Source organism: Pelagibacterium halotolerans B2 (genome assembly GCF_000230555.1).
GTDB classification, from domain to species: domain Bacteria; phylum Pseudomonadota; class Alphaproteobacteria; order Rhizobiales; family Devosiaceae; genus Pelagibacterium; species Pelagibacterium halotolerans.
Map to the genome: position 1 here is coordinate 3,441,734 of NC_016078.1, position 26,480 is coordinate 3,468,213.

A 26,480-nucleotide genomic window follows, 5' to 3' on the forward strand; every position below is an offset into this window, starting at 1 on the left:
AAAGCGCGGGCCCTTTTTTAGAGCTGGCATTTCGGCGAGCCCTTGGGAGGGATAAGTGTCCGCTCGGGTGGTTCTGGTCGGGTTACCTTAGCGATCGGACCCACAAGAGAAAACGTATGGATCGACGGGACTCGGTTCCCGTTTGCCAGCTCTCAATTTTTGCGATCAATACTTTCGCTTCTTACGCCCCAGTACGTTCTGCGAAATCAACCATCTGGTTGCGCAGCTCAGAGAAGCGATCGATTGCTGGCAGCTCCCTTATCGCCTTGTCAGTTGGGCGATATCGCATGAAGCCCTCAAGTTTTACCTTATGGTCAAAATAGTTTTCGATCTGTTCATTGGAGAGCATGAAGAAGGCAAGAGCATCGTCGACGGTGAGGATCATTCCGTTACCCTGCCCAGTCAGCATGTTCGCGAAATACTGCACGCGGTACGCGTTCATACCTGCCGCGTTTTCCTTGGCGTGCTCCGAGATCAGGGTATTCCGCTCCAATCGAATGGCGTTGTATTCCTTCATGGCGGACATTGCCCGGTGAATGAAGGTCGACAGATGCGGCATCTCCTCGGCCACCCTTGAAAGTTCAAGGAAGTCAGGTGGCTCGAGCTCGTAAGCATGGGGGATCGTCTGATAAAAGTACCGCAGCTTTTGGCTGCCTTCAACGAGCGGCTTAATGTTCGTGGCATCTTCGTAGGACGCTTCCACAAGCTTCTGCATTGTATCGACCTCCGGAGCGAGGTCGTTGAGGAACTGCCGTTTATGCGAGATGAGCGTCTCCATATTCGTACTGGCGCACGTCAAAACGCGCTTCAGCGCGTCATTTACCGCTTCATCTCTGTCATGTTGATCGCGGCGGCGATAGAACCACTGTTGAATCGCGAAGGCCAACAAGCCGAACATGAAACCACCTGCAGTGCCAATCGCCGTCTGAATGATCGGCATCCAGTTGAAGCCCATTTCAGAAATGCGAACGAACTCGACAATCATGGGATCCGTCATGTGCCCCCAGGACGATTAGTCCTCACCCCACCATAGACTGTTTGGCGGAATATCTCTGTGACCGTTTGTTCACTCGATGAGCCTGCAGGCATCCTCTGATCGAGCGTCACATCGGCTGCCTCAGGAAGTCGCTTTTCGAGCTCTAGAGTCAACTCCAAGACACGGCTTCGAACAGTTTGCTTGATTTCTCTAACGGCAACCAACGACAGCTCGCCCGTGATGGAGTTGCAGGCCAAATCCGGGTACACCTTGCCCTGCAAAATAAGAATCAGGTTCGAAGCGTCGACGCCTATAGAGCCTTCTGTCTTGGCGGTCAGATCATCAACCGCTGCGACGCTCTCCCGCATTTGGAACTCCGTCCAGGATTCGCCAGCGTGTTTCTCAATCAGGTACGATGGAATTGGCGCATTTTCGATGCCGCTCGCCCATGGTCCCGACCAAGTCCCGCGATATTGGACACTCAGCTTCCGGTATTCCGGCACCTCCACATCCTTAGGATATCCTTCAGTCTCATACTTGACCCAATCCTCGAGTGGCTCGCTTCCAAGACGTGAGGCCAAAAAGCGGAGCCTCAGCAGTACTGAAGCAAGGTCGGCTTTCTCATTCAGGACTGCCGCTTGGATTTCGCCTAGAATGCCCACGCTACCCCCTTTGATTTGAAATAGGCGCGTTATTATCAGTCGACTTGGGAACCGTCCCTGTCTGAGCAAAGCGCCAATTCTTTCCCAATCCGTATGTCAGCTTCAAGGTAACAGCAATTGCGCGACCTTTTTCCCATATGGTGTCGCGGAAGCAGTCAGGCCATTTCAAGCCCGTGAGCCTACCTCGATCACCCCTACATACCCGGCCCCGCCAAAACAGCATGGTATCCAACTGTCCCTCGGAAACACAGTGATATGCGGATGGTCCAAAAACAGCCGCGCCGCGTCCTCCGCTGTTTCCACCTGATCGATCATATAGCCGCAGAAATCGTTCCCCCCTCACCCCATCCCCTTTAACCGCTCTACCGTTTCCGGCATCCGCTTCAGACTCGCCCCGATCCGCTCGCGCCAGCGCGAGCCGCGCGATAAGGCATCCTCATAGGCTTCGGCGAGATCGTCGGGCCGGTCCTGCGCCAGCACCGCCACCAGAAACGCCGCCTGCGCCCGGTCCTTGCGCGCCTTGATCTGGTCCGGCCCGCCCTGGCGCCGGTCGGCCACGATCAGCTTGTGAATGGCAAAGCGTTCCGGCCGCGGAACCTGCACCAGAACCCCCGAGCGATAGAGCGCAACCGCTTGGATCGGGTCGGCGAGCAGGAAGTTGAGATAATTGAGCCCTTGCGCGCTCACCCCCAAGGCGGGTAGCGGCTTGACGCTTTCCTCCCCGAAGGCGGGCGTCAGAAATTCGACAATGGCTTCCGAATGGCTCTGCCGCCATCGCCACACCTGCTGGTCGTTGATCCCCGGCACGGGATCGAATTTGAGCACATTGAGAATGTCGCCAGGGTTTTCGTCCACTGTGTCGTCCAGCGCCACCGAAAGTCGCTCGAAACTGGCAATATCGATATCGCCGGTTTGCGCCAGCTCCTCGGCATCCATGCGCACCCCGAGTTCGCCCTGGTAGAGTCCATAGGCCGAAGTGCCCACCAGCGTTCCCCCCAGCCGGAACACCCCCGCCCTTGAAAAGGCGAGCAGTAGCGATCCAGTGTCCCGGTCGGTCGTCAAAAGCCCTTCGGCCCGCAGCGTCCGCGCCAGTTGGCTCATCCGCTGCCGGCGCCCCTCCGATTGCGCTTTCAGGGTTTCGGCCTTTTCCAGCCGCGCCCGCAGCTCCGGCCTGTCCTCGCCCAGATACCGGCTTACCATCTCGGTCCCGATCCGGAACCGCTCGTAAAGATAGACCCGCCCGTTGCGGTGCCGCTCCTCGATACTGCCCATAAGGCTCGCCGCCCGCTCATCGAGATGAAGGCGCAAGAGATCCTGATAGGCCACCACCGCCGAGCGGCTCAGAGATACCGGTTCCATGTCGAACCCCGTTTATGTGCATCAAATTATAGTTTGCTGCACACAAACATCAAGTGTGCATCAAAAAATTTCCTGATGCACACCGGCCAGTCGCAGAACGCGGCGACCTGCCGCCGACCCCAGCCTCTAAGCCGAACGCCGCTCGACTCCCGCCGCGCTTGCTCCATTGTCCGCCTCGGGCACCGGCAAGCCCACCGGCAGCCGCATCGCCGCCACCAGCCGCCGATATTCCTGCCGCGCATTGACATGCGACATCGAGGGCGCGGCCCCCAGCGTTTCGGCGTCCAGCGGGTCGAACACCGTCATCCCCAGTTTAAACAGCGAGCGAAAGATCACCCGCTCCGCGATCCCCTCGGCCACCCGGCACCCCAACCGCTCGGCGACCATCTCGATGGTCTCTTGCACCTCGCTGGCGTTGCGCGAGCCCAGTTGCGCGATCCGGTTACGCACCAGCACCCAGTCGATTGTCTGCCCCGTGCGCTCCAGCCGCTCGGCGCGCGCCTTTTGCACGTTTCGCGAATAGGGGCTGGTCTGGATCGGCTGCCCGCTCTGCTCGTCGATCCGGGCCAGAACGTCCAGATCGATCATCGAATCGTTGAGCGGGGTCACCAGCGTATCGGCAATCTCGAGCGCCGCCCGCGCCAGATTGCAGTCGAACCCCGGCGTGTCGATGACGATGAAATCGACCTCCTTACGCAGCCCCGCCACGGAGCGGTCGAAAATCTCGCGCTCGGCCACCTGGTTTTCCGAAATCGAATCCCCCCAGGCCGTCGGGATATAAAGGTGCTTGGGCATCGGCACGTCGCGCCCACGCGTCTCCGCGCTGGTTCGCCTGTTGCGCACATAGCGCGTCAGCGTCTGCTGCCGGCTGTCCACGTCCACGGTCCCCACGGCAAACCCGAAATGGAGCAGATAGACCGCCAGATGCAGCGAGGTCGTCGATTTGCCCGACCCGCCCTTTTCATTGCCCACAACAATGATATGCGCGCCCGCCTGCGTCATCTCCAACAACCCCAAATCAACCGATAATCCATCGGCCCATCAAGTGCCAACATGGTTAACGAGGACTTAATCGGGCCCCTTCTCCCAAGGATAAGGCAGAGGATTTCAACCGGTTTGTTGCCCGCCCATCGCTTCGACGGCGTCGAACCCTTCGGCCAGAAAATCGGCGAGCGGCCGTCGCCCGCCATCCTTGTTCCATCCATCCAGCGCCACCCGCGACACTCCGATGGCCAGCATGGCAACCATCCGCAGATGGGTGTCGCTCTTTTCGGGCCAATGGGTCCGCAACGCTTCGAGAACCAGCGCCTCGTCGCGCGCATAGCTTGCCTGTTTGCGCGCCTGGATCGCTTCGCTCGAGCGCATCAGCCTGTCGAGCGCAATCAACTCGTCGGGCGGGTATTGCGCCACCAGCGCCAGCATCGCCCCGCGCACCGCCGCAAACGGCGTCAGCCCCTCGTGCCGCGCGGCCAATGCCGCGGCCAGCGCCTCCCCCGGCCCGCTTTGCAGCGAGAGCAAAATGTCGTCCTTGGATTTGAAATAGTGAAAAAAGGTCCGGCGCGAAATCCCCGCCTCGGCGGCAATGGCCTCCAGCGTCGTCGCCTCATACCCCTGCGCCCGGAACAGCCGCAGCCCCGCCTCGGCAATGCGCGCATGCGTCTGCCTGCGCTTTTGCTCCCGCAGACCCTCCACGCGCGGCTCTTTTGCGTTTGTCACAATCAGACCCTTGTCAAAAACTGCACTGAGTGCAATATAATTATGCACCGAGTGCATTTTTCATCGAAGGGTAGAATTTATGGCAAAATGGACAGCCTTGGAAATCCCCCCACTCACCGGACGGTCCGCCGTCATCACCGGCACCGGCGGTCTGGGGTTCGAGGACGCTCTGGCCCTGGCGCGGGCCGGCGCCGAAATCATCGTCGCCGGCCGCAATCCGAAAAAGGGAAACCAGGCGCTCGCCCGCATCCGGGCCGAAATCCCCGGCGCCAATGTCGCCTTCGAACAGCTCGATCTGGCCAGTCTCAATTCGGTAGAAGATTTCGGTGCCCGGCTGCGCCGCCAGCGCGGTTCCCTCGATATCCTCATCAACAATGCCGGAATCATGGTGCCGCCCGAACGCCAGCAGACCGAAGACGGTTTCGAGCTCCAGTTCGGCACCAATTATCTCGGCCATTTCGCCCTGACGGCCCATCTCATGCCGCTGCTGGTCAAAGGCTCTGACCCGCGCGTCGTTTCGCTCTCCAGCATTGCCGCCCGTCAGGGCAAGATCGATTTTGCCGATCTCCAATCGCAGGCCGCCTACATCCCCATGCAGGCCTACAGCCAATCCAAGCTCGCCTGCCTCATGTTCGCCTTCGAGCTGCAGCGGCGCTCCGAGGCGGGCGGCTGGGGCATATCCAGCTTTGCCGCCCATCCGGGCATTTCCCGCACCGACCTCCTGCACAACGCGCCCGGCCGCATGAGCGTTAGCGGCATAACGCGGTCCGCCCTGTGGTTCCTGTTCCAGCCCGCCGCCCAGGGCGCCCTGCCAACCCTTTTCGCCGCCACGGCGCGGGAGGCAAAGCCCGGCGCCTATTACGGCCCCAACGGATTGAACGAAACCCGCGGCCATCCCGCCCCGGCCAAAATCCCGCCCCAGGCCGCCGACCGTGCGGTCGCCGCAAGGCTCTGGGAGGTGTCCGAAGGGCTTTCAGCAACGCGCCTTGCACGCGAGTTTGCCCAATAGGGTCGAGGTGACGCACCGCATGGATTGACTATGCAACAAAAGTGTTGCATAAAGCCGCCGTGACCACCGACGACGAAGCCCTCAACCGCCTGTTCCGCGCCCTGGGCGATACGACCCGGCGGATCATCATTGCCGAACTGGACAAGCGCGACCGCCAGTCCCTGTTCGAGCTGTTTACCCGCGTCGTCACCAATCACGGCATCGGCCAGACGCGTCAGGGCTTCTCGCGGCATCTGACAACGCTCGAGGAGGCAGGGCTGATCGAAATCGAATGGCAGGGCACCACAAAACTCCACAGCCTCAACGCCGCACCCATTGCCGAGCTCCAGTCGGGCTGGCTGAAATCCTTCCAGGAGGACCAAAAATGAAAATCTACGTCACATCGGTCTTTGTCGACGACCAGAACAAGGCCCTCGATTTTTATACCACCAGGCTCGGCTTCATCAAAAAGACCGATATCCCCGTCGATGGCGAAAACCGTTGGTTGACCGTCGTCAGCCCGGACGCGCCCGATGGGGTCGAACTGCTGCTCGAACCCTCCGGCCATCCCGCCACGACGCCGTTCAAAAAGGCCCTCGTCGCCGATGGCATCCCGCTGACCTCGTTTCAGGTCGACGACATCGACGCCGAATATGCGCGCCTCACCGGTCTTGGCGTTGTCTTCACCCTGCCCCCCACCGATGCCGGCCCGGTCAAGATGGCCGTTTTCGATGATACCTGCGGCAATCTCATCCAAATCGTCGAAATGGCCGGCCAGCCGTGACAGTCCGCTGGCGCCCGCTGCTTGCTGCGGACATCCCCGCCGTCTCGGCAATCGCGGCCCGGATCCATCCCGATTTCCCCGAGGACGATGCGGTCTTTGCCGACCGCCAGGCCATAGCCCCCGATTTCTGTTTCCTTTTCGAAATCGACGCCGCCCCCGCCGGCTATGTCCTTGCGCACCCCTATCGCCTCGGCGGCCTCCCGGCGCTCAACACGGTGCTGGGGCGCCTGCCCGACCTCTGCGACACGCTCTATATTCACGATCTGGCCCTGCTCCCCGCCGCTCGTGGCAGCGGCGCGGCGCGCCGGATCGTCCAGACCCTCGCCCGGCGCGCTATCCCTTTCGGTCCCCTCAGCCTCGTCGCCGTCAACGGCTCGGTTCCCTTCTGGTCCCGCATGGGGTTTTCCGTGACCGACGAAGCCCACCTCGCGGAAAAACTGGCAAGCTATGCGTCCGATGCCTGCTACATGGTCCGCTCCAAACTTGCGCCCGAGCCATCTAAGCGGTAGCCATCTTCGGGACTTAACCAACCCGGACGCCCCCATGTCGCTCCAGGACGATCCATTGGAAACCATCCCCGTCACCCGTGCCCTGCGCCGCTCGCGCGGCCGCTGGCGGATTTTCGCCTTCCTCGTGCTGGCGATCGCGGTGGTGGTCGGCTTTGCGCGTTTCGTGCCCCTGATGACCCCCGCCGCCGATGTCGTCGCCCGCGTCACCATTTCGGGCGCCATCACGACCGATCCCGAGCGCACCGCCCTGCTCGAGGACCTCGCAGAGGATAATTCGGTCGCCGCGATCATCGTCGCCATCAATTCCCCCGGCGGCACCACGGCAGGCGGCGAGGAGCTTTATGCCTCCCTGCGCGCTCTGGCCGAACAAAAGCCCGTCGTTTCGACAATCGGCGAGTTGGGCGCCTCTGCCGCCTATATGGCCGCCATCGCCACCGACAGGATATACGCGCGCAATCTTTCCATCGTCGGCTCCATCGGCGTTTATTACCAGCACGTCGATGCCTCGGGCCTGTTTGAAACCCTTGGCGTCGATCTCGACAAGGTCGCCTCGGGGCCTTTGAAGGGCAAGCCCGATTTCGACGAGCCGATTTCGCCCCAGGTGCGCGACTCGCTGGTCGACCTCGTCGATTCCTCCTACCAGTATTTCGTCGATCTGGTCGCCGAACGCCGCGGCATCCCCCGTTCCGATACCCTTGCCCTGGCCGATGGCCGCATTCTTTCGGGCATCATGGCGATTGATGCCGGGCTGGTCGATGCGGCGGGTGGCGAGCCCGAAGCCCTGGCCTGGTTGCAGGCCGAGCGTGAAATCGCTCCCGAGCTCGAAATCGTCCCGGTGTGGCCACCCCGGCGTGCGCCGGGCTGGCTCGATCTGGTGTTCGGCTCTCTTGCCGGTGCGTTGGGAGAAACCGGCTGGCCCGGCTTGCCGCTTGACGGGCTGGTCTCGCTTTGGCACCCTCACGCCCGATAAGAACAACGCCACAACACTTTAGCCCGAGGGTGCAAAACACCCCAACTGCGCCGGGGGGCGTGCGACAGACCATGATAAAGTCCGAACTCATCGAAAAGCTTGCGGCCGAAAACCCGCATCTTTTCCATCGCGATATCGAAAACATCGTCAACGCCATCCTCGACGAGGTCGGCGACGCGCTGGCCCGGGGCGACAGGGTCGAATTGCGCGGCTTCGGCGCGTTTTCGGTCAAGAACCGCCCGGCTCGTGTCGGCCGCAACCCCCGCACCGGCGAACAGGTCGATGTGGGCGAAAAATACGTGCCGCAATTCAAGGCCGGCAAGGAAATCCGCGAACGGCTCAACGGCGGCTGAACCGCACAGCCCCTATGGGCCTGCAGACTGTTGCGGCAAGGGATCGGAAGCTCGAGCCTGTCCCCGCCGTCATCCCGGACGTGATCCGGGATCCAGTAACCGGCAGCGCCGGCGGCGCTTTCCTCGCTGCCCACGCGGCAACCATGTAGTGAACTCTTATGCGCAAACGCATCGTCGGCTGGCTCGTTCTCGTGCCCCTTTGCCTTTTGGTCCTGGTGTTTGCCCTGGCCAACCGGCACATGGTCGCGCTCAATTTCAATCCTCTTGTCGCGCCCGATGAGGCGGCGCCCGGCTTCGGCGTTCCGCTGTTTCTGGTGATCTATGCCGTGCTGTTCGTCGGCATTTCGCTCGGCGGCCTCTCGGTCTGGTTCACGCAGGCGGGGCACCGCAAGGAAGAACGCCGCCTGCGCCGCGAAAACGAAAAGCTCAAAGCCGATCTCGAACGCTCGCGCCGCGCTCCGGCCCGCGAGCCCGACCCTGCGCTGCTCGCCACGGACGAATTGGTCTGATGGACCAGCCCATCATCAAGATCTGCGGGGTCAAAACCCCCGACATCCTCGATCATGTCATCGCCGAGGGCGCCGACATGGTGGGGTTCGTCCATTTCGAAAAAAGCCCGCGCCATCTCCCTTTCGATAAGATCGAAACGCTCGTGGCCCATGCCGGCGACAGGATCGAAACGGTCATCCTGCTGGTCGAGCCCGACAACGATACCGTCGCCGCCGCCGTCGAAACCGGCGCCCAATGGCTCCAGCTCCACGGCTCAGAGCCCAAGGGCCGCGTTGCCGATATCCGCGAGCGCTCGGGGCTCAAGATCATCAAGGCCCTGCCCATCGGCGATAAAAACGACGTGCGTCAGGTTCCCGCCTATCGGCCGGTCTCCGACCGGCTGATCCTCGATGCGCGGCCGCCGAAAGATGCCACCCGTCCCGGCGGCCTGGGCGCGGTGTTTGACTGGTCGCTACTCGAAAGTCTTGACCCTGCGGTCCGCTTCATGCTTTCCGCTGGGCTCGACAGTGACAACGTGGCCCGCGCCGTCAAAACCTTAAAACCCTTCGGCCTCGATGTTTCTTCAGGCGTCGAGCGCGAAAAGGGCGTAAAGGACGCCGGGCTGATTACCCGGTTCATCGCCAGCGCCCGGGCGGCGGCACAGTAAGGTTTAGGTATTTATGAGCCAGCAAAGCGCCAATTCCCTGCGTCAGGGGCCCGACGAGAACGGCAAGTTCGGCATTTATGGCGGACGCTTCGTGGCCGAAACGCTGATGCCCTTGATCCTCGATCTGGAAAAATCCTATCGCGCCGCCCAGGCCGACGAAAAATTCCTCGCCGAAATGGACGATCTGCGCACCCATTTCGCCGGGCGTCCCTCCCCGCTCTATTTCGCCGAGCGCATGAGCGCCGAACTTGGCGGCGCCAAGATCTATTTCAAGCGCGAGGACCTCAACCACACGGGCTCCCACAAGCTCAACAATTGCATCGGCCAGATTCTTCTCGCCAAGCGCATGGGCAAGACCCGCATCATCGCCGAAACCGGCGCCGGCCAGCACGGCGTGGCCACGGCCACCGTCTGCGCCCGGTTTGGCCTGCCCTGCACCATCTTCATGGGCGCCACCGACGTGGAGCGCCAGATGCCCAACGTGCTGCGCATGAAAATGCTCGGCGCCGAGGTTCGCCCCGTCACCGCCGGCGCCGGAACGCTGAAAGACGCCATGAACGAGGCGCTGCGCGATTGGGTCACCAATGTCGAGACCACCTATTACCTGATCGGCACCGCCGCCGGCCCGCACCCCTACCCGGAAATGGTGCGCGATTTCCAGAAGGTGATCGGCGAGGAAATCCGCACCCAGATTCTTGAGGCCGAAGGCCGCCTCCCCGATGCGCTCGTCGCCTGCATCGGCGGCGGGTCCAACGCCATCGGCACCTTCCACGATTTCCTCGACGAGCCGAACGTGAAGATTTTCGGCACCGAGGCCGGCGGGCACGGGCTCGATGTGGAAAACGGCCACGCCGCCTCGATGACCGGCGGCCGCCCCGGCGTGCTGCACGGCAACCGAACCTATCTCCTCCAGGATGCCGACGGCCAGATCCTCGAAGGCCATTCGATTTCCGCCGGCCTCGATTACCCCGGTGTCGGCCCCGAACATTCCTTCCTGCGCGACAGCGGCCGGGTGAACTACGTCCCCGTCACCGACAAGGAGGCCCTCGACGCCTTCATGGCCTGCACCAAGTTCGAAGGCATCATCCCGGCGCTCGAAAGCGCCCACGGCCTCGCCCACGTGATGAAACTGGCCCCCGATATGGACAGGGACCAGATCATCGTCCTGTGCCTTTCCGGCCGCGGCGACAAGGACGTCGAATCCGTCGGCAAGCATCTGGGCATGACGCTTTAGGACCAATCGACATTCAACTGATGGCGACCTGCAAATGGCAGTATTCGCTGACGCAGCCCGTCGGGTCCGCGCTTCCCATGCTCATGTACCCGAAAGTATGCTCCGCTCATGGCCCGCGAGCCTAAGCGCGCCGGACCTTCTGTAGCCGGTCAGAACTCTCGAAAGCCGCCATTTTCGCTGGCGCGGACCTTCGGTTCGGCTCGCCCTGCGCTGAATGTCGATTGGTCCTAGCGCCCCGCTGCCAAGGCCCTCACCCGGGACCTTGCTCCGCAAGCACCGATTTTTCCCACGGGAGGGATGTTTCACGTCGCTTGCAGCCTTCTTCACCTCTCCCTTTGGGGGAGAGGTCGGATGGCGCAGCCATACGGGTGAGGGGGCCTTGAGCGCTGGCAGTGTCACGTCGCCTTGCCTCCTCCCCACCGTCATCCCGGGCGAAGTCCCGGGACCCAGTACCCCCAGCGCTTGCGACGCTTGCCCAAACCCTGCCTCCTGTCGCCCCGGAGTCCAATGTCTCAGCGCGGCTCCAAACGCATGCCGCAAAAGCTATGCGTCTGCCTCGCTTCTGGCTATTTCCTTTGATTGCAATAAAGCGAATTGACAAACACATACCTCTCCAGCTATACATTAATCCATAGCCAACGGGATATATGTCATCAATGTCCGCCACCCATGATGCTCTCTTCCGAACCCTCGCCGATCCCACCCGCAGGGCCCTCTTCGAGCGTTTGTGCAAAAACGGCGAGTTGACGGTCGGTACGTTGACTAAGGGCGCCGGCGTCTCCCAGCCGGTGGTCTCAAAGCATCTCGGCGTGCTGCGGCAGGCGGGGCTGGTCTCAGACCGCCACGAGGGCCGGCACACCCATTACAGCGCCCGCATCGATGCTTTGGCCCCCCTGGCCGACTGGACGCGCCAGATGGCCGGGTTCTGGAACAGCCGTTTCGACGATCTCGAGGATGTGTTGAGGAGAATGGATCAATGAAAATCAACGCCTGGTTCCGCCAGATTCACCGCTGGCTGGCAATCGCCTTCACGCTTGGCGTCGTCGTCAATTTCATTGCCCTTGGCGGCGGCGAGGAGCCCGATTTCTGGGTCTATCTGTTGGCCCTCATTCCCCTGTTCCTGCTGCTTTTCACCGGCCTTTATCTGTTCGTGCTACCCTATGCCCTCAAATGGCGCGGCGGGCGGCGCGTAAGCGAAAGAGCATGATCCCCATGAGCAAACCCGAAGACAAGCCGGTGCTGCTGTCGGGCGGCAACCCCCAGATTCCCAAGGGCTATGGCAATGGCCCGGTCGCCGCATATCTGGCGGCCATGCCGGGCTGGAAGGGCGATATCGGCCGCCGCCTCGATGCCATCATTGAGCGCGTCGTGCCCGGGGTCGAAAAGGCGGTGAAATGGAACTCGCCCTTTTACGGGGTCGAAAAGGACTATTGGTTCACCTCCTACCACTGCATGACCAAATACGTGAAGGTGACCTTCTTTAAGGGCAGCGATCTCGATCCGCCGCCCCCCGGCACCTCGAAATATCCGGCGGTGCGCTATCTCGATGTCTACGAGGACAAGGGGTTCGACGAGGCCCGGTTCGCCTCGTGGATCGAACAGGCCAGCAAGCTGCCCGGCGAAAAAATGTGAGTTTTACCCATGCCTAGACCCAATGACACCCGGGCCGCTCCGTCCACGGCGAGCGCCTCGGACCTCATCGATGCCCGCATCGCCGATCTTGGCGACTGGCGCGGAAAAACCCTCGCCAGAATGCGTGCGCTCATCCACGAGGCCGTTCCCGAAATTGTCGAGGAATGGAAATGGCGCGGCACCCCGGTCTGGTCCCATGCCGGCATCGTCTGCACCGGAGAAACCTACAAGACCTACGTCAAACTGACCTTCGCAAAAGGCGCCTCGCTCGATGATCCCAAAGGGCTGTTCAATTCGAGCCTCGAGGGCAACACCCGCCGCGCCATCGATATCCACGAAGGCGACAAGATCGACGAGGCCGCCCTCAAGGCGCTCATCGCCGCCGCCGCGACCCTCAATTCCGTCAAGAAACCCGCCCGGACCAGAAAATCGGACTAAGGACACCATCATGGCCGAACCCGTCACCGTCACCGTCGAACGCGAAATCCCCTTTCCGCCCGAAAAGATCTGGCGTGCCCTCACCCAGCCCCATCTGATGGAGGAGTGGCTGATGAAGACCGATTTCAAGCCCGAAATCGGGCACAACTTCACCTTGCGCGGCGATTGGGGCGGGGTCGAATGCGAAGTGCTGGCCATCGAGCCGGAAAAGACCCTGTCCTACACCTGGAACCACCCGCACTCCGATCCGGCCTATGCGCTGGAAAGCGTCGTGGTCTTCACCCTCACCGCCACGGCGACCGGCACCCATCTGCGCATGGAGCAGACCGGCTTTAACCCCAACCAGAAACAGGCCATCGGCGGCGCCAAATGGGGCTGGGAAGAAAACTTCGCCAACCTCGAAAAACTGCTGGCCGAGGGCAAGGCGTAAGACAGAGCGACATTCAGCTCAGGGTGAGCCGAAAATGGCGGTTTTCGAGAGTGATGACCGGTTATCGAAGGTCCGGTGGACCTTCGATAGGGAAGAACGCCCGGCGAGCTTGAGCTCACGGGCTATGAGCGGAGCGTACTTTTGTACGTGAGCACCGGAAGCGCAGCAAACTGTCATTTGCAGGCCACCCTGAGTTGAATGCCCTTTGGGCGTGACGGCCAGGTGCACCGAGTGTCCATTGGCCGTCAGCCCCCCGCTTTGCGCATGGCTGGAATACCCATTGAGCGCTTGTTTATCGCCCCCGGCAGGCGCATTTAAATCTCAAGAAATCAGGCAGTTCTCAGGAGATTTGAACAATGGCACGCAATCGGATTTTCGATTCCATCTCGGGCTTTTTCGGTGACGTGGGCCGCGCCCGCAACGCCTCGAACCTTTATTCCGACCTGTCCAACATGTCGGACGATGCGCTCCGTTCGCGCGGTCTCAATCGCGCCGATCTGGCTCGCCACGCTTTCGATACCGCGTTTAACTCCAAGTAGTTTCCCGCCGACGCGCCGATATCAAAAAGGCACCCCGCCTCTGGCCGGGTGCCTTTTGTGCTGATGGAGTTGACTTGAGCGTCAACCTGTCCTTTATCCCGGTAATCATTGGCCTTTCCCTTCCGGAGATTTCATGGGCGCCTCGCGCATCGACAAGCGGTTTGCAAAGACACGGGCCGAAAACCGCCCCGCCTTCGTCTCCTTTGTCATGGCGGGCGATCCCGATCCCGAAACCGCCGACGCCATTCTCGCCGGGCTTCCCGCGGCGGGCGCCGATGTGATCGAACTGGGCATGCCCTTTTCCGATCCCATGGCCGATGGTGTCGCCGTCCAGCTCGCCGGCCAGCGCGCCCTCGCCGCCGGCATGAGCCTTGAAAAAACGCTGGCCATGGTCGCCCGCTTCCGGGAAGGGGATGATGAAACCCCAATCGTTCTGATGGGCTACTACAATCCCATCTACATTTACGGCGTCGAAAAGTTCATCGCCGACGCAGTCTCATCGGGCGTCGACGGGTTGATCGTCGTCGACCTCCCCGCCGAGGAAGATGACGAACTCTGCCTCCCCGCGATAAAGGCCGGGCTCAATTTCGTGCGCCTGACCACGCCCACGACCGACGCACACCGCCTGCCCACCGTGCTCAACAATGCCTCGGGCTTTGTCTATTACGTCTCGATGACCGGCATCACCGGCGCCGAGATCAAGAACCGCGCTGCGGTGGGCGAGGCGGTCAACCGCATAAAATCGGTCACCGATCTGCCCGTTGCCGTGGGGTTCGGCATCAAATCGGTCGAGGACGCGGCGCTGATCGGCAGGGACGCCGATGGGGTCGTTGTCGGGTCCGCGCTGGTCACGGCCATCGAAAAATCGCTCGAAAACGGCCGCGCCAGCCTGGGCACTCCACAGGCTGTTCACAATCTGGTCCGCGCTCTCTCGCAAGGAGCGTTCTCAGCAAGAGTGGACGCCACTCTTGCGCTTCGAGAGCGCGACAAAACAGGAAATTAGAGCGGCCCGGAATTTTCACTGAAAATTCGGACGGCTCTAAGTGCGCGTTCGGCCAGAAGCTGATAGTATTGCCACAATTGCTTCCTACATCTTGGGCAGCGCTTTCCGCCCGAATGAAAAGCTGAGACGAGAAAAAATGAACTGGATCGACAACGTCGTTCGCCCCAAGATTCGCTCCTTCCTCAATCGCCGCGAGGTCGAGGACAATCTGTGGGTCAAGTGCCCCGAAACCGGGGAAATGGTGTTCCATCGCGATCTCGAGGCCAATCAGTGGGTCGTGCCCAATTCGGGCTACCATATGAAAATCAAGCCGGCCGATCGGCTGGGCCACTTCTTTGACGATGGCGAGTTTACCACCATCGCCCTGCCCTCTGTGGCCGCCGATCCGCTCAAATTCCGCGACACCAAGCGCTACACCGACCGTCTCAAGGAAGCCCGCAACACCACCGGGCGCGATGATGCGATTGTTGTCGCCACCGGCAAGCTCTATGGTCAGGAGACCGTGGTCACCGTGCAGGACGGCGATTTCATGCTCGGTTCGCTCGGCATGGCGGCAGGGTCCGCCATCATCACCGGGCTCGAACTGGCGGTGGAAAAAAAGCTCCCCTTCGTGATCTTCACAGCCTCGGGCGGCGCCCGCATGCAGGAAGGTATTCTCTCCCTCATGCAGATGCCCCGCACCACCGTTGCTGTCCAGCGCCTGCGCGAAGCGGGCCTGCCCTATATCGTGGTGTTGACCAATCCCACGACCGGCGGCGTCACCGCGTCCTACGCCATGCTGGGCGACGTCCAGATCGCCGAACCCGGCGCGCTGATCTGCTTTGCCGGCCCGCGCGTCATCGAGCAGACCATCCGCGAAAAGCTTCCCAAGGGCTTCCAGCGCTCCGAATATCTCTATGAGCACGGCATGGTCGATAGGGCCGCCCCCCGCCACAATCTGCGTTCCACCATCGGCTCGCTGATCGGCCTTTTGACCCGGGCTCCGGTCAATGAGGCCATTCCCGCAGCGCGTGCCGTGGCCGGGGCGACGGTGGCCACCGTCACCACCCGCGATGCCGCGCTTGCCGCCGAAAGCGATGGCGACGAAGATTTCCTCGCCAACGCCCCCGTCGCCGGCCACGCTGAGTAGGCAATTCAAACCAGAGCGCGGCCAGAAAAAGTTGCAGACTTTTTCGGTTCGGTCCGCGCGACCAAGCAAATAGGTCAGCCGTGTCCCGCACCGACGCGATTCTCAAGCGGCTGCTCACGCTCCACCCCAAGCTCATCGATCTCGAGCTTGGGCGCACCGAGCGCATGCTTGAGGCCATCGGCCGGCCCCAGGACCGTCTGCCGCCGGTCATCCATGTGGCCGGCACCAATGGCAAAGGCTCGACCATCGCCTTCCTGCGCGCCATGCTCGAAGCGCAGGGCAAGCGCGTCCACGTCTATACATCCCCCCATCTCGTCGCCTTCCGCGAGCGGATAAGGGTGGCGGGAAAATTCGTTTCCGCCCGCGCGCTCAACGCCGCCCTCGAAGAATGCGAGACGGCCAATGCCGGCAAGCCGATCACTTTTTTCGAAATTACCACCGCTGCAGCTTTCCTGCTGTTCTCCCGCGTACCGGCCGATTATCTGCTGCTCGAGGTGGGGCTCGGCGGGCGGTTTGATTCCACAAACGTCATCGAAAATCCGCTCGGCACCATCATCACGCCGATTTCGTCGGACCACACACAGTTCCTGGGCGAAACGATTGGCGAGATCGCCTCGGCCAAGGCCGGCATCATCAAGCGCGGCGCCCCGCTGGTCGTGGCCCGCCAGCCCGATGACGCCATGGACGTGATCGATGCCGAAGCGAAGAAATTCGGTGTTACCCCCTTTGCCGCCGGGGTCGATTTCGACGGCTTTGCCCAGCGTGGCAAGCTCGTCTATCAGGACGAGGACGGGTTGCTCGACCTGCCCCTTCCCGCCCTCGCGGGTGCCCATCAAATCGACAACGCGGCGCTCGCGCTTGCCGCCATGCGCCATTTCGCGCTTGTCGAAAACGAGGATGCGCTGGCCACCGGTCTGCGTGCGGTGGTCTGGCCGGCCCGGCTGATGCCGCTGCGCGGCGCCCTGTCGGCCTATCTCGCCGAGGGTCAGGAACTCTGGCTCGATGGCGGCCACAATGCCGCCGGTGCCGGGGTGCTCGCCGCTGCGCTCAAGGAGATGAACAAGGCCCGCCCCGCCCCGCTGGTTCTGGTGTGCGGCATGATGGCCTCAAAGGACGCCGCAAATTTCTTTTCGCCCCTGGCCGATATGGCCAGCCACGTCTTCACCGTCCCCATTCCCGGCGAAACCGGCGCCCTGCCGGCCCGCGCCCTGGCCGGCTTCCCCAAGGCCCTCGGGCTGTCCACCACCATTGCCCGCTCGATCCCCGCCGCCCTGCAGCGCGCCGCCCATTTCGAAGGCGCCCGCATCGTCATCTGCGGCTCGCTCTATCTGGCGGGGGCTGTGCTCAAGCAGAACAGGACCCCGCCGGTTTGAAACCGCGCTCTATTCCGGGCCTCGCCGCAAACGCCATTTGGAGCGTGCCCAGCAAAAGTGGAAACTGTTTTGCGCTTCGAACACGCGACAAGACAACGGCTCTAGGACTCGTCTCCAAAATAGCGTGTCTTGAGGTCGGCGATCAGCCCGCTTTCATGCGCGCCGATCAGTTCCACCGAGAGCTGGCGCGTCATCTCGCTGCGCTGGGGCAGTCCAAAGCCATATTTGTCCGGCGCAAAGATCGGGCCGACAACGGATACCGATTGTTGCGGATTGGTGTGGGCGTAATATTCGAGCACCGGGGCATCCCCGACGATCGCCTCGATCCGGCCCGCGACCAGCGCTTCGACGGCCTGGTCGATATGATCGAACGGGCGGATCGTGAGCCCGGCCTGCCGCGCGTAATCCTCCGATACGCTTCCCGGCTGCACACCGACCGGCCGTCCGGGAAGGTCCGCCACCGTGTTGATCTGGTTGTTGAGCGAGAGGGTGGTCATCACGCTTGTCACCGATGAGGTGAGATAGGCCAGCACCGCGATGCCGCAGACAAGCCAGAGCCCCTGCCAGAATCGCCCCATCCAGCCGAACAGGTTCTTTCGTGCCGGCGGCTTTCCCGAGGTTGCGACCGACATGACAGTGTAAAACCCTTCGGCAAGGCCATCGCGCCAGCGGCGGGGAAAATCCTTGTCGAAGCGCCGATCGAACAGCGTCACAAGAACCGTGGCGACGATGATGACGACCGCGATCCAGCCATAGGCACGCAGATGACCCGATTCGCTGAGCCCGGCGACAAGGTCGGAAAAGTCGCCCCCGGAAAATTCATTGACCATTATGCGCTGACCGGCGTCGAACCAGGGATGGGTGAAATCGATCCGCTCGGCCCGCCCCCGCGTCACGGTGATGTTGGTCACAGCAACGTCGACCTCGCCGGACGCCGTGGCATCGACAAGCGCGCCCACGGTGTTGAACGCGACATATTCGCTCTCGAGGTCGAGGCGGGAGGCCAGCCACTGCCACAGCTCGATGGCCATGCCCTCAAATTGCCCGTCGGCCTCCATCACGAACGGCGGATGAACATAAACGCCGACAGTCAGGGCCTCGTCCGCGGGCGGAACGCTCTGGGCGCTGGCCGGCCCTGTGGCAATCGCCGTTGAAAAGGCGATGATTGCGAACAGCGCAACACGCTGGAAATGAAAAAACATAAGGCCCCGGTCCCCGTGCGGTGTTCAAACAGCACGCCCAGTGAACCTTCAATCGCCCGATTTCACAAGTTTACACCCGATAAACAAAACGCCCCCAACCCGAAGGCTGGAGGCGTTCTGCTGTCTCGCCAAAACGAAAGGAGAGGCGAGAAATCTCTAATTTGCTGAGTCTCAAGGCCGGTCAGGGCTGTGCGAAAACGGGGGACTTTCGAGAGTGATGACCGGCTACAGAAGGTCCAGTGGACCTTCTGCAGGGAAGAACGCCCGGCGAAGCTACGCTTCGCGGGCTATGACCGGAGCGTACTTTTGTACGTGAGGACCGGAAGCGCAGAAAACCTGCGTTTGCAGCCAGCCCTCACCGGCCGATGCTTAAGCGGCGTGGCCTTCGAGCCATTTGACCAATCCGGCCTTGGGGGTGCCGGCGCCGATCTTGATGTCGGCGGCCTCACCGCCCTTGAACAGGATCATGGTCGGGATCGAACGCACGCCATACTGCGCGGCGATGCCGGGGTTTTCATCGACATTGAGCTTGACGATCTTGACCTTGCCTTCCATCTCGCCCGAAATCTCTTCGAGGATCGGGGCGATCGCCCGGCAGGGACCGCACCATTCCGCCCAGAAATCGACGAGCACGGGTTCTTTCGAGCCCAGGACTTCTGTGGAGAAATTGGCGTCTGTTACGTGTCCGGTCATGGCACTACCTTTATTGTCAGGCCCCACATATGGACCTTTGAGAATTACGTTACACTATAGCTAGGCAGAGTCGGAAGCCAGTTCAAGCCTCCCTGTCACGCGTCCTTCTCACAGCACCGTGACGTCGCCCACCGCCGCGTCGAGCAGACCGGCGGGAAGGGTCATCAGGCGCGAATTTTCCGTCCACAGGATCGCCGCCTCGACACGCCTGCCCGCAAAAAGCCGCTGCGCCGCCAGCCGGTACAGGGCCAATTGGTGCACATAGCCCGCCGAAACCGCTTCGGGCCGCTCGGGCACCATGCCATCGGATTTATAATCGACAACCAGCACGCTTTCCCCCGCCACCAGCCTGTCGATCCGCCCTTCCAGCCGCGCATTCGCGTCGCCCTGTCGCACCACAATCGAAAACGGCACCTCGGCCCGGCTGTCAGTGCCGAACAGCCCGGCCAGATCCGGGTCGGAAAGGATCGCCAGGCCCCGCTCGGCCACCGGCCCGGCAAGCTCTGGATCGTCGGGCAAAAGCGTCTGCGCCGCGCTCAGCGCCACAGCCTCCCTGCGCTCCTGAGGTGCGGCACTCAAATGCTGCAGCAGCGTGTGCAGGGCAATCCCCCGCATCCGGGCCCCGCGCGCATCGAGCAGGCTTTCCGCAGCCGTTTCCAGCCCCAACGGTGCCCACACGTCATCGTGCCGCGATGGGGTGATGATCGGCAGCCCGGCCCGTCTTGGCGGCGGCCCCAGCGTCAATGGCTGCGTTGCGGCACGCACATCATCGCCCGCCTCCCCAGCCGCCACTGCACTGGCTTCCAGCGCCGGAAACCGCAACACATCGCCCCGATGGTCGGAGGTCGTGGCGCTCTCGCCGCCCAGCGCGCCCGAGACCGCCCCGAACCAGGTTTCCTCGACCTTTGTCCGGCTGTCGAGCGTGCCCGCAATGTGCAGCGCCTCCTCGGCCCGCGTCATCCCCACATAGAGATTGCGCCAATATTCAGCGATATTGCGCGCCTCCACCTCGGCCCGCAGCGGCCGCGACGCCTCGCAATGGCTGTCCTTGCCCGGGCAATAGAGCAAAAACGCATCGCCATCATGGGTGCCGAAAAAGACGCAGTCGGACACCGCCCGCGGCTTGGTCGCCGCATCGGCAAGGATCACGACGGGCGCTTCGAGCCCCTTGGCTCCATGCACCGTCATCACCCGCACGCCCGCCGCCCGGGCCACGAGATCGCGCTTGATGACGATGTCGGACGCCCGCATCGCCGCCACGAATCCGGTCAGCGAGGGCTGATCGGACGTCTCGTGCTCGAGCGCCAGATCCAAAAATTCGGCGATCACCTCGTCCACTTCCTCGCCCAGCCGCGCGTGAAACTGTTTCAGCCCGCCCTGCTGGTAGAGCACATGCGCGAAAAACTCGTATGGCCGGTCGAAATCGAGCCGCTGCCGCAGCCCGCCTAGGCGCTGATAAGCCGCCTGCGCCGCCTCCATATCGCTCGCGCCCAGCCGCTCGTAAAGGCTCAGTTTTCCCCGCCCATGAGCCAGCGTGAACAATTGCTCCTCGGAAATCGCAAACAGCGGCGAACGCAGGATTGCCGCCAGCGTCAGATCGTCGGCCGGGTTGAGTAGGAAATCGGCAAGTCCCAGAAGATCGTCGATGGCGATATGGGCCGAAACCGGCAGCCGGTCGGCGCCGGGGCTGGCGATATTGCGCTGCTTTAACGCCCGCACGATCTCGGGAAAAATCCCCTTGCGCTTCTGGACGAGGATCAGGATGTCCTCGGGCCGGATCGCCCGCCCCCCCGGCCCGACCGGAGCCCGGCTTTCGATCCAGCCGGCAATCGTATCGGCAATCCTGTTGGCCAATTGCTTTGGCGCCGCCGCAAGGCTTTCCACGGGCTCGGTCGGCCAGGCCTCGGGGATCTCCGGGCTGTCGGGATTTTCGATCACCGGCCAGATTTCGATCCGCCCGCCCTTTCGCGTCCGTGCCGCCTCGTGCCGGATCGTCTCGGCCAGAAGCGATGCTGCGATATCGGGCCGGCCAAACACCTTGTCGACGCCCTCAAGGATTTCTTCGAGCGTGCGAAAGCTGGTTTCCAGCGTCTCCCCGTACCACTCGCGCCCCGCCGCCCTGGCTGCGGCCGCCAGCGCGCGGCCCTTGTCCAGAAACAGTTTCGGCTCGGCCCCCTGAAACGAATAGATCGATTGTTTCGGGTCCCCCACCGCAAAGATCGTCTTGGGCCTTTGCGCCGCCCCAGTCCCGGAAAAATAATCGTCGATCAGCGCGTCGATCACCGCCCATTGCTCGGGATTGGTGTCCTGGCTCTCATCGACAAGAATATGGTCGATCCCCGCATCGAGCTTGTAGCGCACCCATTCGCCCATGCCCCTGTCGCCGAGCAGAGCTGCCGTGCGCGCCACCAGATCGTCGAAATCCATAAGCGAACGGGCCCGCTTCTGTGTCTCGTAGCGCTTCAGGATCGCCGCCAGCACCCGCGTCAGCGCCGCGCTGTTCTCGGCGATAGTCAGCGCCTTGGATTTTTCAAACAGCGCTTCGAGCCGCTCGGCCTCCGCCGCCAGCCGCTCGGCAAGCTCGGGCATGGCGGTGGCAATCGCCTTGGCCGGAAACCCGCGCTTGGGCGCCGTCCCCGCTGCCGTGAGATAAGCGGCGAAAAGCTGGCTGGCGGTGGGCGATGTCCTGTCGACCCTTTCAAGCTTGTCTTCGAACCCGGCCCGTTTGGCCACCCCGGGCGGGGTCAGCGACCAGATGGCCGGATATTCGGCGGTCGCAACCAGCATCCCGTCCACAACCTCGCGATTGAACCTTTCGATTGTCTCGCCCGCCCCCAGCCCCAGCCCGGCCCGCATCGCCCCAATCGCCCGCTCGGGATCGGCAAGGATCGGTCCCAGCTTGCGGCTGTTGTCCAGACATTGGCCAATCGCGGTTTCGATCTGGCTGTCGCTGAGCGCATCGAACAGCGCCCGTACGGCCTCGCCCACCGGGCCGCCTGCCTTGAGCCCCTCGGCGATCACCCCCTCGCGCGCCTCGCGCAACAGCGCCGTGGCGTCCGCCTCCTCGATCACCGTGAAATTGACCGGTACCCCCGCCTCGCGCGGAAAGCGCTGCAGCACAGCCTCGCAAAAGGCGTGGATGGTGTTGATCTTGAGTCCGCCCGGCGTATCGAGCGCATGGGCGAAAAGGCTCCGCGCTTTGAGCTTTTCGGATGCGCTGGCCCGCTGCCCCAAAAGCTCCGCCAGTTCGCGCTCGAGCTCGGCCTCGTCCGCCCGCGCCCACCGGGCCAGAATGCCCGTCACCCGGTGCCGCATTTCGGCGGCTGCCGCCTTGGTATAGGTCAGGCACAAGATCGCCTCCGGCGCAGCCCCGTCTAGCAGCAGCCGCAGCACCCGGCGCGAGAGCACATAGGTTTTGCCCGATCCGGCATTGGCCGAAACCCAGGCATTGGCCCGCGGGTCGGCCACCCGCGCCTGCTTGGCATTGGTATCGGGCGGGACGGAAAGGTCTTCCCGGCTCATTCGCCCTCCTCCCCGCCCTCGATCAGCGTCCATTCTTCGGTGCGCGCCAGATGGTCGTAATCGCCTTTGAAGCGCTGGCTGGGCTTGGGCAGAACCCGCGCCGTCATCGGAAAATCGTCGCGCAGCAGCATCGCCGCCACATGGTTCTGAAACAGGGTGAAACTCGTTTCGATCGCTTCAGAAAGGCTCATCCCGTCCGGCGCCGCATAGGGTGTGATCTTGAGCGCCTCGGGCCCGTGCGAAAGCTTGATGAACGCCATCGCCTCGGTCTGCCCCTCTGCCCCCACAAACCCGCCGGCCCGCGCCATATGGGCTTCGAGCGGCAGTTGTGGCGCAAAAAACTGTTTCATGTCCTTGGGCGCCGGCGCCTGTCCGGTCTTGAAATCGATGATTTCGAGGCCCCCGCTCCGCGTCCTGTCGATCCGGTCGGCCCGCCCCGAAACGACGAAGGGCGGATCGCTCAGCGGCAATTCGATCCGGCCCGAAATCTCAGCCATCCGCGCCGCAATCTGCGGCCTGCCCCGTTCGAAATCGAGAAACGCCCGCGCAATCGCGGCAAACCGTGCCAGCCAGATGTCGCGCCGCGCCGGAATGGCATCGAGCCGCCCATAGCGCTCCCGAGCGATGGCCATGATCGCCTCGAACGCACCGGCATGTGCAGGATCGTGCCCTTCTGTGAGGAAATCGCCTAAAATATCGTGGATCAGCGTACCGCGTTCGGCATGATCGGGGTCGGCCCCAAGCGCATCGATGGGCTTTAGCCCCAGAACGTGACGCGCATAAAGATCGTATGGCGAACGCAACAGCGTTTCGGCTTCGGTGATCGAGAGTTTGCGCGGCCGCACATCCGCCGGCGGTTTTGGCGCGGGCCGCCCCGCCGGTTGGGGCGGCAGCCCGGTTGCGTCGAGCTGCCGGGCCATCTCCACCCAGACTGCGCCGCGCTCCTGCATCTTTTTATTGATCTCGCCCCCCACAAAGGCCTCGAGCCGCTGGATCAGCCGCGAGGGATTGGCCGGAGAGGTCCCCGCCCGCTCGGGCAGGGTAAACACCACTTCCGGCCCGCCCGCCGCCATCAGAAAGTCATGCGCCGCCAGCCCGTGCAGCTTTTCGGGCGGCTCCAGCCCGGCGGCCAGCCGCATGCCCCGGCTCATCCACGGCCCCGGATCGGCCACTTCGGGCCACACCGTTTCGATCATCCCGGCCAAAATCACCCGGTCGGCATCCATCAGCCGCGCTTCCAGCCGTCCGAACACTTGCACATCCTCGGCGTCGGGCTGGCGCGGCCGCACGCTCTGGCCGGCCATCAGCCCATCGAGCGCAAAACCCAGCCCGCCGCCCGAAAGTCTTGGGCCCCGCGCCCCCTGCCGCGCGGCCAGCTCGATCCAGCGCGCCAGCTCGTCCTCGCCCTCCAGCGGCGCCGGCTTTTCCCCCTGCGGTACGTCCCTCAAACGCTCGATTGTCTCGCCCAGCACCGCCGCGGTCTCGCTCGCCGCAAATCCGTCCTTCGCCAAAAGCTCCGCCAGTGGCGACAGCGCCGCCTCCAGCGCGTCGATCAGCGCAAGCACGGCCTGCGCCTTGTCCGCATCGAGCTTGAGCGCCGGGCGTCGGGTCACGCCGTCGCGATTGTCGGCAACGGCGCGCCGCAAGCCGTCAAAGCCGGGCAGGGGCCTTTGCCCGCGCAGGATACCCAGATCGAGCCATTGGCTGGCCGACGCCACGCTCCCGCGCCCCAGTCCCAGCGCCACATGCCGGTTGCGCAGCAGCGCCATGATATCGACGGCGTTCAGGCCATTGGCCAGCACCGACACCGCCTGCCGCACCATCCGCCCGGCCCGCGACAAAAGGAGCGGCGTCCCCGCCGCATCGTCCAGCGGCACGCCAAACCGCGCCAGTTCCGCGCAGATCCGCCGCGCCAGCGTCTGGTCGGGCGCAATGATCGCTACGGATTTTTTCTCGTTCAGCGCGTCGTGAACGCAAACGGCAATGGCCCGCGCCTCCTCCTCGGGCGTGCGCGCCACGAGGAGAGACAGCCCCTCCGTGCCCGCCTCCAGCCCGGCGCCCAGCCCTTGCGCAACCGCCTGCCATTGCGCGGTGGCCTCCGGCAGCCCCAGCGCCGCATTGAGAATTTTGGTGCGCGGCGCCTCCTCAGGCGCCAGCTCGGTCACCGCCTCGGGCAGCGTGCCGACCCGCTTGAGCAGACGCGCCAGCCCGTATTGCGGATGCCCATGCGGATTGCGCTTCGGATCGTCCAGAGCGGCCAGCGTCTGTCCACCCATGTGTGTATCGAGCCCGGCCAGAACCACGGCGCCATTGGCCAGCTTTGCCACGGCCGCGATCAGGTCGGCGGTCGCCGGGATCGAACCGGCCGAACCGGCAACCACCACGGGCCTCTCCTCATGCACCACCTCAAGCGAAGCCGCCTTGCGCTCAAGCAGGATATTTGTGCGTTCGGCCCCCTCCATCTCGCCTTCAGCGGCCAGAATCTGCGGCCAGGCATCGAGCACGAAGGTCACGAAATCGAGGTGCTCCTGCCATTGCGCCGGCAAGTGTTCGCTCTCGATACCTTTGAGCGAGCGCGGATCGCGCCGCGCGATTGTGAAATCGTCGATCAGCGTGCCCAGCGAATCCGCCAGCGCAAAGATTTCGGCCCCGTTGGGTGCACCGGAAACCCCGCCCAAACCGGGGGCCGAAAACGCGCCCTCGCCCGTCACCGCCAGCCAGCGTTCGACGATTTCGCCCAGCAATAACCGCCGCTTGAACCTGTTGATGGCGCCGGGCAGTTCCACCGGCTCATAGGGCGGAATGAACGGTTCGGTGCTCGGATCGTCCCCGCCCAGCGGCCGTATGTCGGGCAATAGCATCGGGGCATCGCCGAGCCTGTCGGCAAGGATGCGCGACAAGCGGTTGGCGGCCCGGCGCGTGGGCAGATAGATGGTAAAGTCCGAAAGCCAGAACGGCCCCTCGCGCCGCCAGCCCGGCGCAATCCGTCCGTCGATGATCGCGTTCGCCAGCGTATCGAGAAACGGCGCGTGCGGAGCTATGGAAAAAATGGTACCCGGACGCGCCATCACACGAGCGCGCCGATATCCTGCTCGGTGCGCTCAAGCGCCTGGCTGTCACCGACATGAAACCATGGCGCACCGATTTCGACGCCCCGCAGCCGCCCCGCCGCGCGCGCGGTCTCGAAATGCCGGTAGAGCGAAAACGGCACGTCCGGCCCGCTCGCCGCCAGTTCGCGCGAAATCAGCGCCGCGCCGGCATAGACCATCGGCCGCCCCTGCGTTCTGGAAATCTGCCCGTCTCCGTCCAGCAGATAGTCGGCGCCCTTGCGAAACCCCGAAGCCCTGTCGGGCGCTACACACAGCAAGACGACATCGGCCCCGCCCGCGCCATAACATGCGTGCATGCGCGCAATGGGCGTATCGCTGCCGGCCAGCCAGAACGTGTCGGTGTTGAGCGCCAGCACCGGATCGGACCTCAAAAGCTCAAGCGCCTTGCGCAACCCGCCACCCGTATCGAGCAGCCGGTCTTTCTCATGGCTCACGGCAAACCCGAGATCGGGCAGGGCGCTGGAAAGCCGGCTGAAATGGGCGGCGATCATTTCGGCCTTGTGATGGGCATTGACCACGAACCGCGTGCAGCCTTCGGCCAGCGCTGCATCGATCGCGTGATCGATCAGCGGTTTGCCCGCCACCTCGATCAGCGCCTTGGGTTTTTCGAAGGTCAGGGGCCGCATGCGCGTGCCCAGCCCCGCGGCAAGCAGCATCACATCGGGCATGGCAATCGGTGGCATGGGAAAGGAATCGCTCATG

General features: G+C 63.1%; 27 protein-coding genes and 1 pseudogene. 18 read left to right on the top strand and 10 right to left on the bottom strand.

The genetic code is table 11. From position 1 onward, the window contains the following. Positions 1 to 181: 181 nt before the first annotated feature. From KKY_RS16920 to KKY_RS16940, 5 genes are all read right to left on the bottom strand, one after another. Positions 182 to 997: a hypothetical protein gene (locus tag KKY_RS16920; RefSeq protein WP_041528863.1), complete on the bottom strand. Its 816-nt coding sequence runs from the start codon at positions 995 to 997 to the stop codon at positions 182 to 184. Continuing rightward, on the bottom strand, positions 994 to 1,638 hold the full coding sequence (locus KKY_RS16925; protein WP_041528864.1) for an AbiTii domain-containing protein: 645 nt from the start codon (positions 1,636 to 1,638) through the stop codon (positions 994 to 996). Before KKY_RS16925 ends, KKY_RS16920 begins: the two co-directional genes overlap by 4 nt. Positions 1,639 to 1,977: 339 nt before the next feature. Next, positions 1,978 to 2,997 (bottom strand): nucleotidyltransferase family protein, encoded by a 1,020-nt coding sequence (locus tag KKY_RS16930; protein ID WP_014132606.1) that lies wholly within the window; start codon positions 2,995 to 2,997, stop codon positions 1,978 to 1,980. 126 nt (positions 2,998 to 3,123) lie between these two features. Continuing rightward, on the bottom strand, positions 3,124 to 3,999 hold the full coding sequence (locus KKY_RS16935; protein ID WP_050811748.1) for a division plane positioning ATPase MipZ: 876 nt from the start codon (positions 3,997 to 3,999) through the stop codon (positions 3,124 to 3,126). A gap of 105 nt (positions 4,000 to 4,104) precedes the next feature. Beyond that, complete coding sequence (locus KKY_RS16940; RefSeq protein WP_041529602.1) at positions 4,105 to 4,713, bottom strand: TetR/AcrR family transcriptional regulator; 609 nt, start codon at positions 4,711 to 4,713, stop codon at positions 4,105 to 4,107. 79 nt (positions 4,714 to 4,792) lie between these two features. Between KKY_RS16940 and KKY_RS16945 the strand changes: the two genes are divergently transcribed. The 18 genes and pseudogenes from KKY_RS16945 to KKY_RS17030 all read left to right on the top strand — a co-directional run bounded on the left by KKY_RS16945 (position 4,793) and on the right by KKY_RS17030 (position 17,251). After that, positions 4,793 to 5,722, top strand: a complete 930-nt coding sequence (locus tag KKY_RS16945) for an SDR family oxidoreductase (RefSeq protein ID WP_014132609.1) — start codon at positions 4,793 to 4,795, stop codon at positions 5,720 to 5,722. Between the two features lie 59 nt (positions 5,723 to 5,781). Continuing rightward, on the top strand, positions 5,782 to 6,090 hold the full coding sequence (locus KKY_RS16950) for an ArsR/SmtB family transcription factor (protein ID WP_014132610.1): 309 nt from the start codon (positions 5,782 to 5,784) through the stop codon (positions 6,088 to 6,090). Further along, positions 6,087 to 6,485: a VOC family protein gene (locus tag KKY_RS16955; RefSeq protein ID WP_014132611.1), complete on the top strand. Its 399-nt coding sequence runs from the start codon at positions 6,087 to 6,089 to the stop codon at positions 6,483 to 6,485. The genes KKY_RS16950 and KKY_RS16955 overlap by 4 nt, the downstream gene beginning before the upstream one ends. Next, complete coding sequence (locus KKY_RS16960; protein WP_014132612.1) at positions 6,482 to 6,994, top strand: GNAT family N-acetyltransferase; 513 nt, start codon at positions 6,482 to 6,484, stop codon at positions 6,992 to 6,994. The genes KKY_RS16955 and KKY_RS16960 overlap by 4 nt, the downstream gene beginning before the upstream one ends. Before the next feature lie 34 nt (positions 6,995 to 7,028). Continuing rightward, positions 7,029 to 7,964, top strand: a complete 936-nt coding sequence (sppA, locus tag KKY_RS16965) for a signal peptide peptidase SppA (protein ID WP_014132613.1) — start codon at positions 7,029 to 7,031, stop codon at positions 7,962 to 7,964. Between the two features lie 71 nt (positions 7,965 to 8,035). Beyond that, positions 8,036 to 8,317 carry an integration host factor subunit beta gene (locus KKY_RS16970; RefSeq protein ID WP_014132614.1) on the top strand — a complete coding sequence of 94 codons (282 nt, stop codon included), beginning with the start codon at positions 8,036 to 8,038 and terminating at the stop codon, positions 8,315 to 8,317. Between the two features lie 158 nt (positions 8,318 to 8,475). After that, on the top strand, positions 8,476 to 8,826 hold the full coding sequence (locus tag KKY_RS16975; protein ID WP_014132616.1) for a lipopolysaccharide assembly protein LapA domain-containing protein: 351 nt from the start codon (positions 8,476 to 8,478) through the stop codon (positions 8,824 to 8,826). Continuing rightward, positions 8,826 to 9,473: a phosphoribosylanthranilate isomerase gene (locus KKY_RS16980; RefSeq protein WP_014132617.1), complete on the top strand. Its 648-nt coding sequence runs from the start codon at positions 8,826 to 8,828 to the stop codon at positions 9,471 to 9,473. Before KKY_RS16975 ends, KKY_RS16980 begins: the two co-directional genes overlap by 1 nt. Positions 9,474 to 9,486: 13 nt before the next feature. Then, positions 9,487 to 10,707 carry a tryptophan synthase subunit beta gene (gene trpB, locus KKY_RS16985; protein ID WP_014132618.1) on the top strand — a complete coding sequence of 407 codons (1,221 nt, stop codon included), beginning with the start codon at positions 9,487 to 9,489 and terminating at the stop codon, positions 10,705 to 10,707. Positions 10,708 to 11,363: 656 nt separating this feature from the next. Beyond that, positions 11,364 to 11,687, top strand: coding sequence for an ArsR/SmtB family transcription factor (locus tag KKY_RS16990; protein WP_014132619.1), 324 nt, complete (start codon positions 11,364 to 11,366; stop codon positions 11,685 to 11,687). Continuing rightward, complete coding sequence (locus tag KKY_RS16995) at positions 11,684 to 11,914, top strand: hypothetical protein (RefSeq protein WP_014132620.1); 231 nt, start codon at positions 11,684 to 11,686, stop codon at positions 11,912 to 11,914. The genes KKY_RS16990 and KKY_RS16995 overlap by 4 nt, the downstream gene beginning before the upstream one ends. Continuing rightward, positions 11,911 to 12,339 (top strand): DUF1801 domain-containing protein, encoded by a 429-nt coding sequence (locus KKY_RS17000; RefSeq protein WP_014132621.1) that lies wholly within the window; start codon positions 11,911 to 11,913, stop codon positions 12,337 to 12,339. The genes KKY_RS16995 and KKY_RS17000 overlap by 4 nt, the downstream gene beginning before the upstream one ends. 9 nt (positions 12,340 to 12,348) lie before the next feature. After that, positions 12,349 to 12,777, top strand: coding sequence for a DUF1801 domain-containing protein (locus KKY_RS17005; protein WP_014132622.1), 429 nt, complete (start codon positions 12,349 to 12,351; stop codon positions 12,775 to 12,777). 10 nt (positions 12,778 to 12,787) lie between these two features. Beyond that, positions 12,788 to 13,207, top strand: a complete 420-nt coding sequence (locus KKY_RS17010) for an SRPBCC family protein (RefSeq protein WP_014132623.1) — start codon at positions 12,788 to 12,790, stop codon at positions 13,205 to 13,207. Positions 13,208 to 13,563: 356 nt separating this feature from the next. Next, a complete protein-coding gene (locus KKY_RS17015) occupies positions 13,564 to 13,746 on the top strand; it encodes a hypothetical protein (RefSeq protein ID WP_014132624.1) in 183 nt (60 codons plus the stop codon). Between the two features lie 133 nt (positions 13,747 to 13,879). Further along, entirely contained in the window at positions 13,880 to 14,749 is an 870-nt protein-coding gene (gene trpA / locus KKY_RS17020) for a tryptophan synthase subunit alpha (protein WP_014132625.1), read from the top strand. 136 nt (positions 14,750 to 14,885) lie between these two features. Continuing rightward, positions 14,886 to 15,870 (top strand): annotated as a pseudogene (gene accD, locus KKY_RS17025) (acetyl-CoA carboxylase, carboxyltransferase subunit beta); the annotation flags it as partial. 88 nt (positions 15,871 to 15,958) lie between these two features. Beyond that, a complete protein-coding gene (locus KKY_RS17030) occupies positions 15,959 to 17,251 on the top strand; it encodes a bifunctional folylpolyglutamate synthase/dihydrofolate synthase (RefSeq protein WP_014132627.1) in 1,293 nt (430 codons plus the stop codon). Positions 17,252 to 17,352: 101 nt separating this feature from the next. On the opposite strand, the gene KKY_RS17035 is transcribed toward KKY_RS17030, so the two are convergent. The 5 genes from KKY_RS17035 to KKY_RS17055 form a co-directional block, all read right to left on the bottom strand. Beyond that, positions 17,353 to 18,453, bottom strand: coding sequence for a transporter substrate-binding domain-containing protein (locus KKY_RS17035; protein ID WP_014132628.1), 1,101 nt, complete (start codon positions 18,451 to 18,453; stop codon positions 17,353 to 17,355). Positions 18,454 to 18,822: 369 nt separating this feature from the next. Further along, on the bottom strand, positions 18,823 to 19,146 hold the full coding sequence (gene trxA, locus KKY_RS17040) for a thioredoxin (protein WP_014132629.1): 324 nt from the start codon (positions 19,144 to 19,146) through the stop codon (positions 18,823 to 18,825). A 108-nt stretch (positions 19,147 to 19,254) separates the two neighbouring features. Beyond that, complete coding sequence (gene addA, locus KKY_RS17045) at positions 19,255 to 22,668, bottom strand: double-strand break repair helicase AddA (protein ID WP_014132630.1); 3,414 nt, start codon at positions 22,666 to 22,668, stop codon at positions 19,255 to 19,257. Continuing rightward, positions 22,665 to 25,736 carry a double-strand break repair protein AddB gene (addB, locus tag KKY_RS17050; RefSeq protein WP_014132631.1) on the bottom strand — a complete coding sequence of 1,024 codons (3,072 nt, stop codon included), beginning with the start codon at positions 25,734 to 25,736 and terminating at the stop codon, positions 22,665 to 22,667. Before addB ends, addA begins: the two co-directional genes overlap by 4 nt. Continuing rightward, complete coding sequence (locus KKY_RS17055; RefSeq protein ID WP_014132632.1) at positions 25,736 to 26,479, bottom strand: nucleotidyltransferase family protein; 744 nt, start codon at positions 26,477 to 26,479, stop codon at positions 25,736 to 25,738. The genes addB and KKY_RS17055 overlap by 1 nt, the downstream gene beginning before the upstream one ends. Position 26,480: the final 1 nt, after the last annotated feature.

Bases quoted from the DNA above. Each gene is read 5' to 3' on its own strand.
- KKY_RS16920 (WP_041528863.1), bottom strand. From the start codon at position 997: ATGACGGATCCCATGATTGTCGAGTTCGTTCGCATTTCTGAAATGGGC.
- KKY_RS16930 (WP_014132606.1), bottom strand. From the start codon at position 2,997: ATGGAACCGGTATCTCTGAGCCGCTCGGCGGTGGTGGCCTATCAGGAT.
- KKY_RS16935 (WP_050811748.1), bottom strand. From the start codon at position 3,999: ATGACGCAGGCGGGCGCGCATATCATTGTTGTGGGCAATGAAAAGGGC.
- KKY_RS16945 (WP_014132609.1), top strand. From the start codon at position 4,793: ATGGCAAAATGGACAGCCTTGGAAATCCCCCCACTCACCGGACGGTCC.
- KKY_RS16955 (WP_014132611.1), top strand. From the start codon at position 6,087: ATGAAAATCTACGTCACATCGGTCTTTGTCGACGACCAGAACAAGGCC.
- sppA (WP_014132613.1), top strand. From the start codon at position 7,029: ATGTCGCTCCAGGACGATCCATTGGAAACCATCCCCGTCACCCGTGCC.
- KKY_RS16970 (WP_014132614.1), top strand. From the start codon at position 8,036: ATGATAAAGTCCGAACTCATCGAAAAGCTTGCGGCCGAAAACCCGCAT.
- KKY_RS16975 (WP_014132616.1), top strand. From the start codon at position 8,476: ATGCGCAAACGCATCGTCGGCTGGCTCGTTCTCGTGCCCCTTTGCCTT.
- KKY_RS16980 (WP_014132617.1), top strand. From the start codon at position 8,826: ATGGACCAGCCCATCATCAAGATCTGCGGGGTCAAAACCCCCGACATC.
- trpB (WP_014132618.1), top strand. From the start codon at position 9,487: ATGAGCCAGCAAAGCGCCAATTCCCTGCGTCAGGGGCCCGACGAGAAC.
- KKY_RS16990 (WP_014132619.1), top strand. From the start codon at position 11,364: ATGTCCGCCACCCATGATGCTCTCTTCCGAACCCTCGCCGATCCCACC.
- KKY_RS16995 (WP_014132620.1), top strand. From the start codon at position 11,684: ATGAAAATCAACGCCTGGTTCCGCCAGATTCACCGCTGGCTGGCAATC.
- KKY_RS17000 (WP_014132621.1), top strand. From the start codon at position 11,911: ATGATCCCCATGAGCAAACCCGAAGACAAGCCGGTGCTGCTGTCGGGC.
- KKY_RS17005 (WP_014132622.1), top strand. From the start codon at position 12,349: ATGCCTAGACCCAATGACACCCGGGCCGCTCCGTCCACGGCGAGCGCC.
- KKY_RS17010 (WP_014132623.1), top strand. From the start codon at position 12,788: ATGGCCGAACCCGTCACCGTCACCGTCGAACGCGAAATCCCCTTTCCG.
- KKY_RS17015 (WP_014132624.1), top strand. From the start codon at position 13,564: ATGGCACGCAATCGGATTTTCGATTCCATCTCGGGCTTTTTCGGTGAC.
- trpA (WP_014132625.1), top strand. From the start codon at position 13,880: ATGGGCGCCTCGCGCATCGACAAGCGGTTTGCAAAGACACGGGCCGAA.
- KKY_RS17035 (WP_014132628.1), bottom strand. From the start codon at position 18,453: ATGTTTTTTCATTTCCAGCGTGTTGCGCTGTTCGCAATCATCGCCTTT.
- trxA (WP_014132629.1), bottom strand. From the start codon at position 19,146: ATGACCGGACACGTAACAGACGCCAATTTCTCCACAGAAGTCCTGGGC.
- addA (WP_014132630.1), bottom strand. From the start codon at position 22,668: ATGAGCCGGGAAGACCTTTCCGTCCCGCCCGATACCAATGCCAAGCAG.
- addB (WP_014132631.1), bottom strand. From the start codon at position 25,736: ATGGCGCGTCCGGGTACCATTTTTTCCATAGCTCCGCACGCGCCGTTT.
- KKY_RS17055 (WP_014132632.1), bottom strand. From the start codon at position 26,479: ATGAGCGATTCCTTTCCCATGCCACCGATTGCCATGCCCGATGTGATG.